This is a genomic window from Cellulomonas sp. P4_B5_2 (assembly GCF_056402235.1).
The window spans coordinates 1-9,347 of the sequence record NZ_JBFUHU010000136.1; the positions used below are offsets into that span (position 1 = coordinate 1).

General features: G+C 72.8%; 12 protein-coding genes. 5 read left to right on the top strand and 7 right to left on the bottom strand.

The annotated features are described in order from the left end of the window. A partial coding sequence (locus AC1DUQ_RS11405; protein ID WP_477073817.1) for a lipoate--protein ligase family protein occupies nucleotides 1–848 on the top strand: 848 nt, incomplete at its 5' end. A gap of 1 nt (nucleotide 849) precedes the next feature. Here the strand turns inward: AC1DUQ_RS11405 and AC1DUQ_RS11410 are convergent. From AC1DUQ_RS11410 to ybaK, 4 genes are all read right to left on the bottom strand, one after another. After that, nucleotides 850–1,161, bottom strand: coding sequence for a DUF202 domain-containing protein (locus AC1DUQ_RS11410; protein WP_477060491.1), 312 nt, complete (start codon nucleotides 1,159–1,161; stop codon nucleotides 850–852). Further along, a complete protein-coding gene (locus tag AC1DUQ_RS11415; protein WP_477060492.1) occupies nucleotides 1,158–1,523 on the bottom strand; it encodes a YidH family protein in 366 nt (121 codons plus the stop codon). The genes AC1DUQ_RS11410 and AC1DUQ_RS11415 overlap by 4 nt, the downstream gene beginning before the upstream one ends. 202 nt (nucleotides 1,524–1,725) lie before the next feature. After that, on the bottom strand, nucleotides 1,726–2,430 hold the full coding sequence (locus AC1DUQ_RS11420; RefSeq protein ID WP_477060493.1) for a YggS family pyridoxal phosphate-dependent enzyme: 705 nt from the start codon (nucleotides 2,428–2,430) through the stop codon (nucleotides 1,726–1,728). Continuing rightward, nucleotides 2,427–2,960 carry a Cys-tRNA(Pro) deacylase gene (gene ybaK / locus AC1DUQ_RS11425; RefSeq protein ID WP_477060494.1) on the bottom strand — a complete coding sequence of 178 codons (534 nt, stop codon included), beginning with the start codon at nucleotides 2,958–2,960 and terminating at the stop codon, nucleotides 2,427–2,429. Before ybaK ends, AC1DUQ_RS11420 begins: the two co-directional genes overlap by 4 nt. 42 nt (nucleotides 2,961–3,002) lie before the next feature. Between ybaK and AC1DUQ_RS11430 the strand changes: the two genes are divergently transcribed. Next, nucleotides 3,003–3,401: a YccF domain-containing protein gene (locus AC1DUQ_RS11430; protein WP_477060495.1), complete on the top strand. Its 399-nt coding sequence runs from the start codon at nucleotides 3,003–3,005 to the stop codon at nucleotides 3,399–3,401. Here the strand turns inward: AC1DUQ_RS11430 and AC1DUQ_RS11435 are convergent, their stop codons facing one another. Further along, the gene (locus tag AC1DUQ_RS11435) at nucleotides 3,402–3,662 is read right to left on the bottom strand and encodes a hypothetical protein (protein WP_477060496.1); all 261 of its coding nucleotides are present in this window, start codon (nucleotides 3,660–3,662) and stop codon (nucleotides 3,402–3,404) included. It lies immediately after the preceding gene. A gap of 37 nt (nucleotides 3,663–3,699) precedes the next feature. Then, a complete protein-coding gene (locus AC1DUQ_RS11440) occupies nucleotides 3,700–6,267 on the bottom strand; it encodes a DEAD/DEAH box helicase (protein WP_477060497.1) in 2,568 nt (855 codons plus the stop codon). 9 nt (nucleotides 6,268–6,276) lie between these two features. On the opposite strand from AC1DUQ_RS11440, the gene rnhA reads away from it, so the two are divergent. Continuing rightward, entirely contained in the window at nucleotides 6,277–6,765 is a 489-nt protein-coding gene (gene rnhA / locus AC1DUQ_RS11445) for a ribonuclease HI (protein WP_477060498.1), read from the top strand. Between the two features lie 2 nt (nucleotides 6,766–6,767). On the opposite strand, the gene AC1DUQ_RS11450 is transcribed toward rnhA, so the two are convergent. Then, entirely contained in the window at nucleotides 6,768–7,328 is a 561-nt protein-coding gene (locus AC1DUQ_RS11450; RefSeq protein ID WP_477060499.1) for a hypothetical protein, read from the bottom strand. Nucleotides 7,329–7,484: 156 nt separating this feature from the next. Here AC1DUQ_RS11450 and AC1DUQ_RS11455 point away from each other — a divergent pair, with 156 nt between their 5' ends. Next, nucleotides 7,485–8,363, top strand: coding sequence for an oxygenase MpaB family protein (locus tag AC1DUQ_RS11455; protein WP_477060500.1), 879 nt, complete (start codon nucleotides 7,485–7,487; stop codon nucleotides 8,361–8,363). Further along, complete coding sequence (locus tag AC1DUQ_RS11460) at nucleotides 8,360–9,094, top strand: glutamine amidotransferase (RefSeq protein ID WP_477060501.1); 735 nt, start codon at nucleotides 8,360–8,362, stop codon at nucleotides 9,092–9,094. The genes AC1DUQ_RS11455 and AC1DUQ_RS11460 overlap by 4 nt, the downstream gene beginning before the upstream one ends. Nucleotides 9,095–9,347: the final 253 nt, after the last annotated feature.

The following is a 9,347-nucleotide window of genomic DNA, read 5'->3' on the forward strand; positions in this document are numbered from 1 at the left end:
AGGACCAGCCGGTGACGATGGTCGGCTTCGACGCCCACGCGGTGGCCGTGGCCGTCCGGCGGGCGCTCGGGTTCTCTACCGCCTGGGCGGACCACACGTTCGAGCTGATCCACCCGGGTCCGCTGCCCCCGGCCCTGCACGCCGCGCTCGACCAGGTGCTCACCGAGGAGCTCGGCGCCGGCCGTCGCGGCCCCACGCTGCGGTTCTGGGAGTGGGTGGAGCCGGCGGTGATCATCGGCTCGTTCCAGTCGCTGCGCAACGAGGTGGACCTCGAGGCCGCCGAGCGGTACGGGATCACGGTGGTCCGCCGGATCTCCGGCGGTGGTGCGATGTTCATGGAGGCCGGCAACTGCATCACGTTCTCGCTGGTGGTGCCGGCGTCGCTGGTGGACGGGATGACCTTCGAGGACTCGTACGCGTTCCTCAACCAGTGGGTGCTCGGTGCGCTCGCGGACGTCGGGGTGCAGGCGTTCACGAGCGGCCTGAACGACATCGCGTCACCGGCGGGCAAGCTGGCGGGCTCGGCGCAGAAGCGCATGGTCGGCGGGGCCGTGCTGCACCACGTGACGATGTCCTACGACATCGACGCCGCCAAGATGCTCGAGGTGCTCCGGATCGGCCGGGAGAAGCTCTCGGACAAGGGCACGACGAGCGCGAACAAGCGGGTGGACCCGGTGCGCTCGCAGACGCAGCTGCCGCGCGAGGAGGTGATCTCCGCGTTCGCCGCGTACTTCCGCAGCCGCTACCCGACGGTCGACGGAGCGCTCCGGCCCGAGGAGCTGGAGCGGGCGACCGAGCTGATGCGGAGCAAGTTCACCGACCCCGACTGGACCGCCCGGGTGCCCTGAGTCAGCGGCCGCGCAGCACGACGAACGCCACCGCCGCGACGCCGATGACCACGACGCCGAGCGCGCTGGCGGTCACGAGCCGTCCGCCCGGAGGGAGGGCGCCGTCGGCGACGTGACGACGGTGCGAGACGACCGTCAGGGCGAGGGAGACGACCAGCGCGGTGGCCGCCAGGCTCCAGGCCGCGGGGCCCAGGAACTCCTGGAGCAGGTGCGCGGCGGCCACCCCACCGCCCGTGAGGCCGATCGCGGTGCGCCGCCACGCGAGGTGGGTGCGCTCGGCGGCCAGGGTCGGGGCGTCGCCGGCGGTGCTCACGCGGCCATCAGCCCGACGAGCACCAGGCCACCCGCGACGCACACGCCGACCACCAGGAGCCCGAAGGCGGACGGGGCCGGCAGCGCGGAGCTCTGCCGGATGGCGCGCTCGGCGCGGGCCCAGCTGATCCAGGCGAGCACCGGGGCGAGCACGCCGATCGTCACGAGCACCAGCGCGGCGGCGAACCGGAGGTCGGGCTGGACCGGCAGGTCGAGGGCCTCCAGCGCCACGCCGCCCGCCAGCAGGGCCAGCGAGGTGCGGATCCACGCCAGGAACGTGCGCTCGTTGGCCAGCGAGAACCGCGCGTCCGGGTCGGTGCCGGTGCCGTAGACCCACCGGGGGAACCGTCGCTCGTCGCTCATGCGCCCATCCTCGCGTGCGGACGTGTATCAGGTGCCCCGCCGCGCGCTCCTGCTCGTCGACGAAGGGGAGATCGATGGACACGGACCTGGACCGCCAGCTGCGCCGACTGAGCGTGCTGCACGCGCGCGAGCTGTCTGCCGTCCGCCGCCGGGTGCCGGGTGCGTCCGCTCGCACCGCCGAGGTGGTGCTGCTGCGCGGCGGTCACGTGACGCGCGCACCGAAGACCGCGCTGCCGACGCGCACCAGGGTGGCGCCCTCGGCGATCGCCAGCTCCAGGTCCCCGCTCATGCCCATCGACAGCTCCGTGGCGGTCTGAGTCCCCGACGCCGCGATCTCGTCGCGCAGGTCGCGCAGGAGCGCGTAGCCGGAGCGCACCACCGCAGGGTCGTCCGACCGCGCCCCGACCGTCATGAGCCCCGCCACGCGCAGGTTCGGCAGGGCGGCGACGGTCCGGGCGAACGCGACCGCCTCGCCGGGCACCACGCCGTGCTTGGTGTCCTCGCCCGACACGTTGACCTGCACGTAGACGTCCAAGGGGTCCGTCGCTCGTGCGGAGAGCCGCTCGGCCAGGTCTCTCGACGCCAGCGACTCGATGCACGAGGCCCAGCGCAGGGCCGCGTTCACCTTGTTGGACTGCAGGGGCCCGATCAGGTGGAGCGCGGTCAGACCCGCGAGCTCGGGGCCCTTGGCGACCAGCTCCTGCACCCGGTTCTCGCCGACGAGGACGGCGCTCAGCGTGGGGTCGTCGGCGCGCGCCCGCGCGTCCGCGTCCAGCGCCTGGCGCACCAGGGCGGCCGGCTGCGTCTTGGTCGCCAGCAGCAGGCGGACGTCCCGCGGGTCACGGCCCGCGTCGAGCGCGGCCTGCGACACGCGGCGACGCACGAGGGCGAGCCGCTCGGCGATCACGCGTCGGACCGGGCGATGTCGGCCACGGTCGCCGAGGTGAGCCGGATGAGGTCGTCGGGGGAGAGCTCCACGTCGAGCCCGCGACGTCCGCCGGAGACCAGGACGGTGTCGAACAGCCACGCGGTCTCGTCGATCACCGTCGGGTGCGCGCTGCGCTGCCCGAGCGGTGAGATCCCGCCGAGGACGTACCCGGTGGCGCGCTCGGCATCGGGCTTCGGCGCCATCGACGCCTTCTTCCCGCCGACCGCCTGTGCGAGGGCCTTGAGGTCCAGCTGACCGGTCACCGGGACGACGGCCACCGTGAGCGTGCCGTCCACCACCGTCATCAGCGTCTTGAACACCTGCTCGGGCGGGACGCCCAGTGCCGCCGCCGCCTCGAGCCCGTAGCCGAGCGTGCTGGCCGGGTCGTGCACATAGGCGTGCGCCGTGTGCGGCACGTCCGCGGCGGTCAGTGCCACGAGTGCCGGCGTGCCGGTGGGCGCGTGCTCCTTCTTTGCCACGGAGCCACGATAGGGGCGGATCAGGGTCATCCCGGATACCGTCCGCGACCGCGCCGGGTGCAGGCTGGGACCGTGAAGACCCTGCTCAACATCATCTGGCTCGTGCTCGCGGGCTTCTGGCTGGCGCTCGGCTACGTGCTCGCCGGGATCATCTGCTGCATCCTCATCGTGACGATCCCGTTCGGCATCGCCTCGTTCCGGATGGCCAGCTACGCGCTGTGGCCGTTCGGGCGCACCGTCGTCGACAAGCCGACCGCCGGTGCCTGGTCCGTGATCGGGAACGTCATCTGGGTGATCGTCGCGGGCTGGTGGCTGGCGCTCATGCACATCATCACGGGCATCGCGGAGGCGATCACGATCGTGGGCATCCCGCTGGCGCTGGCCAACTGGAAGATGGTGCCGATCTCCCTGTTCCCGCTGGGCAAGCAGATCGTCCCGTCCGACCGCATGATGGCGGCCTACGGGCAGTGACTACTGGCCGGTGATGAGCACGATCAGCAGGTAGATCAGGGTGCCGGCCGCGACGCCCGTGCTCGCCGCGAACCAGAGCGCAGGGTTCTTGCCGCGGGCCTGCAGCACCATCGCCGTGACCACCAGCGCCACGGCGGCGACGATCGTGAGGATCCCGAGCACCCAGATGGCGGACACCAGCGCGGCGGCCAGGCAGATGAGGAACACGAACCGCGGCGACCTGGTGGTGCGTGCCGGGGGCTCGGAGGGCTGGGTGCTCATGCGCGAACGGTAACCCGTGCGCCCGGTCCGCCCGGTCTCAGTCCGCGAGGTCGCCGAGCGGTCCCACGGCCACGATCCGCAGCTGCACCTCGCTCGTCTCGTCGGAGCCGGCCAGGTCCACGACCGCGTCGATCCGCCAGTCGTGGTCGCCCTCGGGATCGTCCAGCAGCTGGCGCACCTGCCAGGTGCCCCGGCCGGGCGTGACCTGGAACAGTGCCGGGCCGCGGGCGGGCGCACCGGTGAGGATCTCGTCGTGGTCGTCGAAGTACGGGTCCAGCGCGGTCCGCCAGCGGTCGGCGTCCCACGGCACGTCGTCCGGGTCGACGTCGCCCAGCTGCGCCAGCCCGCCGTAGGACTCCCGCGCGGCCAGCTCCACGCGGCGGAACAGGGCGCCCCGGACCAGCGCCCGGAACACACGCGGGTTGGCCGTGATCGGCTCGGGCACGTCCTCGTCGATGCCGCCTGGGGCGTCGGCGCCGCGCTCGTCCAGCGGGTTGCTCAGGCGCTCCCACTCGTCGAGCAGGCTGGAGTCGGTGCGGCGGACGAGGTCACCGAGCCACTCGATGATCTCCCACAGCTCCTCGGTGCGGGCCTCCTCGGGCACCGTCTGGCGCAGAGCGCGGTAGGCGTCGGCCAGGTAGCGCAGCAGCACGCCCTCGGTGCGGTCCAGCTGGTAGTAGGCGACGTACTCGGCGAAGCCCATCGCGCGCTCGTGCATGTCGCGCACCACGGACTTGGGGGACAGGGCGAGGTCGGCGACCCACGGGTTGGTCTGCCGGTACGTGACGAACATGGCCTCGAGCAGCTCGGCGAGCGGCTTGGGGTAGCCGACGTCCTCGAGCAGGGCCATCCGCTGGTCGTACTCGAGGCCGTCGGACTTCATCTGTGCGACGGCCTCGCCGCGGGCGCGGTTCTCCTGCGCGGAGAGCACCTGGCGGGGGTCGTCGAGGGTGGCCTCGATGACGGAGACCACGTCGTGCGCGTACGCCGGGTCGTCCCGGTCCAGCAGGTCCAGGGCCGCGTAGGCGAACGGGGAGAGGGCCTGGTTGAGCGCGAAGTTCGGGGCCAGCTCCGCAGTCAGCTGGACGGCCCGACGGCGGCCGTGCGGAGCGGTCGGGTCCTCCACCCAGGGGCGCTCGATCACACCGGCGGTGCGCAGCGAGCGGTACACCGCGATCGCCTGGCGGACGTGCCGGCCCCGGGCGCCCTCGGGCTCGTGGTTGTCGGTGAGGAGCTTGGTCATGGCCGCGACCGGGTCGCCCTCGCGGGCCAGCACGTGCAGCACCATGGCGTGCGAGACCGCGAAGCTGCTGGTCAGCGGCTCGGGCGGGGCGTCGCGGAGGCGTTCGAACGTGCTGTCCGTCCAGTTGACCTGGCCCTCGGGGGCCTTCTTGCGGACGATCTTCCTGAGCTTGCGGGGGTCGTCGCCCGCCTTCTCCAGCAGCTTGCGGTTCTCGATCACGTGCTCGGGCGCCAGGACGATCACCTCGCCGACCGTGTCGAACCCGGCCCGCCCGGCCCGCCCGGAGATCTGGTGGAACTCGCGCGCGGACAGGTGCCGCATGCGGACCCCGTCGTACTTGACCAGGCTGGTCAGCAGGACCGTGCGGATGGGCACGTTGATGCCGACGCCGAGCGTGTCCGTGCCGCACACCACCGGCAGCAGGCCGCGCTGGGTCAGCCGCTCGACCACCCGGCGGTACTTGGGCAGCATCCCCGCGTGGTGCACGCCCACCCCGTGCCGCAGGAGCCGGTTGAGGGTGCGGCCGAAGCCCGGACCGAAGCGAAACCCCGCGATCTCGTCGGCGATCCGGTCCCGCTGCTCACGGCTGGCCAGGGGCGTCGACATGAGCGACTGCGCCCGCTCGACGGCCTCCTTCTGCGTGAAGTGCACGACGTAGACGGGGGCGCGACGAGTCTTGACCAGCTCGTCGAGCAGCTCGTGCAGCGGCTCGATCGCGTAGCTGAACGTCAGCGGCACGGGACGCTCGGCGTTCGCGATGACCGCGACCGGCTGGTGCGTGCGGCGCGTGATGTCCTCGGCGAAGAAGCCGACGTCGCCGAGCGTGGCCGACATGAGCACGAACTGGACGTTGGTGAGCTCGAGCAGCGGCACCTGCCACGCCCAGCCGCGCTGCGGGTCCGCGTAGAAGTGGAACTCGTCCATGACCACCTGGCCGACGTCCGCGCCGGCGCCGTCGCGCAGGGCCACGTTGGCCAGGATCTCCGCGGTGCAGCAGATGATCGGCGCCCCCGGGTTGACCGCCGAGTCGCCGGTCATCATCCCGACGTTGGCCGAGCCGAACGCCTCGACGAGCGCGAAGAACTTCTCGCTGACCAGCGCCTTGAGCGGGGCGGTGTAGTAGGTGCGCCGACCCTGCGCGAGTGCCACGAAGTGCGCGGCGACCGCGACCAGCGACTTCCCCGAGCCCGTCGGCGTCGACAGGATCACGTGCGCGCCCGTGACGAGCTCCAGCAGGGCCTCGTCCTGGTGCGGGTAGAGCGTCAGGCCCTGGTCGGTGGCCCAGCCGGTGAAGGCCTCGTACAGCGCGTCGGGGTCGGTGGGGTCGGCGGGGATGCGGTCGGCCAGGGTGGGGGTGCTCATCGTGCGTCGATGGTCCCATGCGTACGTGCGTCTAGGGTGTGGGCCGTGAGCGAGCGCCCGACGGTGGAGATGTGGACCGACGGCGCCTGCAAGGGCAACCCGGGCGTCGGCGGCTGGGGCGCCTGGATGCGCTACGGCGACCACGAGCGCGAGCTGTTCGGCGGCGAGCCGGAGACCACGAACAACCGCATGGAGCTCACCGCGGTGATCGAGGGGCTGCGGGCGCTGACCAAGCCGTGCGACGTGATCCTGCACGTCGACTCGATGTACGTGATGAACGGCGTGACCAAGTGGATCGCCGGCTGGAAGCGCAACGGCTGGCGCACGGGCGACAAGAAGCCGGTGAAGAACCAGGAGCTGTGGCAGGCGCTGGACGCCGAGACCGCCCGGCACACGATCAGCTGGGTGTGGGTCAAGGGGCACGCGGGGGACCCGGGCAACGAGCGTGCGGACCAGCTGGCCAACCGGGGCGTGGAGCAGGTGCGGGCGAGGGCCTGAGCTCAGCTCCAGCGCCAGGACGCGATCATGGCCTCGACCGTCGGCCGATCCGTGTCGTCATCGGGGTGGTGCATCCACTCGACGAGGTAGAGGTACCCGTCGTGCTCGACGGCCCACTGGGTGAGCGTCACCCCGCTCGTCATCGCCAGGTCCTTGCGCACCGCGGCGCCCAGGGCGCTGTGCTCGATCACGAGGTCACCGCCGAACTGCGCATCCTCGGGATGGCGCCGCTGCCAGTCGGTGAAGGCCTCGACGGAGGAGAAGGCCCCGGAGAGAGGCACCCAGTTCACGCCGAGCGACGACAGCACCGGCAGGTCGGCGAGCGGGAGGGTGAGGATGCTCTCGAAGAGGGTGCCGGACGTGGGGGAGTCGAGAGAGAAGGCGGCCCCGTCGTCACCGCCGGCCACGACGTGCACCGGGAGGTCGATGCCCGCCGGCGGGGCCAGCGTCTCCACCGCGAGGGGCGGCAGGGGCGCAGGCGTGCGGTTCGCCCAGGCCGTGGCGCCGGCGCCGACCAGTGCGAGCGCACCGACGAGGACGACGACGAGGTGGCGGCGGTTCACGCGCCCATCGTGGCGACGGACCGGGCCCTCGGGCGGGAGGTCCGGCGGGCACTCACCCGGACGGCCCATCTGCCCGTCGTGACGTGGGGGAACGGGCGTGTCGGCGGTGAGCCGCCTAGCATCGTCGAGCAGGGGATCCGCTGACCGGAAGGGCCCATGGTGCAGAGCCTCGCCGACGTGCGGGACCGGGCAGGGACGGCGTTGTTCCTGCGCGTCGCGGGGCCGGACGGACTGGCCAGCCGCGAACGTATCCACGGCACCCCCGGCCCCCGGTGGTTCCCGCCGGGCTCCGCCATCCGGACCGTGCACGGCGACGCCTCGATGTTCGTTGGCGGCATGCGCGCGCTGCTCCTGCAGTCGCTGCATCCGGCCGCGATGGCGGCCGTCGCCGCGCACTCCGGCTACCGGGGAGACCCCTGGGGCCGCCTCGCGCGGACCAGCACGTTCCTGGCCGTCACCACGTTCGGCACGATCGACGACGCCACGGCGGCCATCGACCGGGTCCGCTGGGTGCACGAGCGGATCCGCGGCGTCACGCCCGAGGGGCTGGCGTACTTCGCGGGTGACCCGACGCTGCTGCGCTGGGTGCACGTGGCCGAGGTCGACAGCTTCCTGCGGGCGCACCGGGTGTACGGGCAGCGACCGCTCGACGCCGCAGGGGCCGACGAGTACGTCGCGCAGGCCTCGCGCGTGGCCGTCGCGCTCGGCGCGGAGCGGGTGCCGGAGTCCGTGGCGGAGCTGGCCAAGGCGCTCGACGAGTTCCGGCCCGCGCTGGGCCCGTCCACCGCAGCGCGCGATGCGGCCGACTTCCTCCTGCACGAGCCGCCGGTGCCGCGCTCGCTCCGGCCCGGGTACACGCTGCTGGCCCGGGCCGCGGTCGCGTCGATGCCGGAGTGGACGTTCGACCTGCTCGGGCTGGACCGCCCGGGCCCGGTGGGGCTGGCTGCGGCCCGGACCGCGGGAGCGGTGGCGACGCGCTCGATCCGGTGGATGCTCGGGCCCGACGACGCCAGCCGGGTGGCGGGGGTCGGATGACCCGGTTCCTGCTGCTCAGCTCCCGTGCCGAGGACGTGGCGTCCGTCGGGGAGCGGGCGGCATTCCTGCGGTTCGGCGGCCTGCAGGCTGACGAGCTGGAGCAGGTGCGGATGGAGGCGGCGCCGTTCCTGCCGATCGACCTGGACCGGTACGACGGCGTGTTCGTCGGCGGCAGCCCGTACGACGCGAGCAAGCCCGAGGCGCAGAAGTCGGCGGCGCAACGCCGCGTCGAGGCGGAGATGTCGTCGCTCCTCGACGAGATCGTGGACCGGGACCTCCCGTTCCTCGGTGCCTGCTACGGCGTCGGCACGCTGGGCGTGCACCAGGGCGCGGTCATCGACGGCACCTACGCCGAGCCCATCGGTGCCGTGACGGTCACCCTCTCCGACGCGGGCCGCGCGGACCCGCTGCTCACCGAGCTGCCGGAGTCGTTCGAGGCGTTCGTCGGGCACAAGGAGGCGTGCCGTGTCCTGCCACCCGACGCGGTCCTGCTCGCCTCCTCGCCCACGTGCCCGGTCCAGATGTTCCGGGTGCGCCAGAACCTGTACGCCACGCAGTTCCACCCCGAGCTCGACCTGGACGGCATCACCACCCGGATCGGGGTCTACCGCGACTACGGCTACTACCGCCCGGGGGAGTACGACGAGGTGATCGCCCGGGTGCGCAGCGCGGACGTCTGGGCGCCTCCGCGCATCCTGCGGGCATTCGTGGAGCGCTACCGCAACGACTGATCGGCCCGGGCCGGCGCCAGCTGACCGACGATGGCCCGCGGCGGTCCCCTCGCCGCCGCGGGCCATCGCACAGCGCGCGGACAGGTAGCTCCGAGAATCCTCTGAGAACCCCCGCCCAGACTCGTCTCATGACCACGACGACCTGGGAGGCGCCGCCTCTGGCGCCGATCGCCCAGCCGCGACCGACCCGCACCCGCAGTGCCGTCCTTCCGACGCTCTGGCTCGGCGTCGTCGCGGTGCTGCTGTTCTGGTG

Coding starts and splice junctions, on each gene's coding strand:
- ybaK (WP_477060494.1), bottom strand. CDS start 2,960: ATGACCCTGATCCGCCCCTATCGTGGCTCCGTGGCAAAGAAGGAGCAC.
- AC1DUQ_RS11455 (WP_477060500.1), top strand. CDS start 7,485: ATGGTGCAGAGCCTCGCCGACGTGCGGGACCGGGCAGGGACGGCGTTG.
- AC1DUQ_RS11435 (WP_477060496.1), bottom strand. CDS start 3,662: ATGAGCACCCAGCCCTCCGAGCCCCCGGCACGCACCACCAGGTCGCCG.
- AC1DUQ_RS11415 (WP_477060492.1), bottom strand. CDS start 1,523: ATGAGCGACGAGCGACGGTTCCCCCGGTGGGTCTACGGCACCGGCACC.
- AC1DUQ_RS11440 (WP_477060497.1), bottom strand. CDS start 6,267: ATGAGCACCCCCACCCTGGCCGACCGCATCCCCGCCGACCCCACCGAC.
- AC1DUQ_RS11460 (WP_477060501.1), top strand. CDS start 8,360: ATGACCCGGTTCCTGCTGCTCAGCTCCCGTGCCGAGGACGTGGCGTCC.
- rnhA (WP_477060498.1), top strand. CDS start 6,277: ATGGTCCCATGCGTACGTGCGTCTAGGGTGTGGGCCGTGAGCGAGCGC.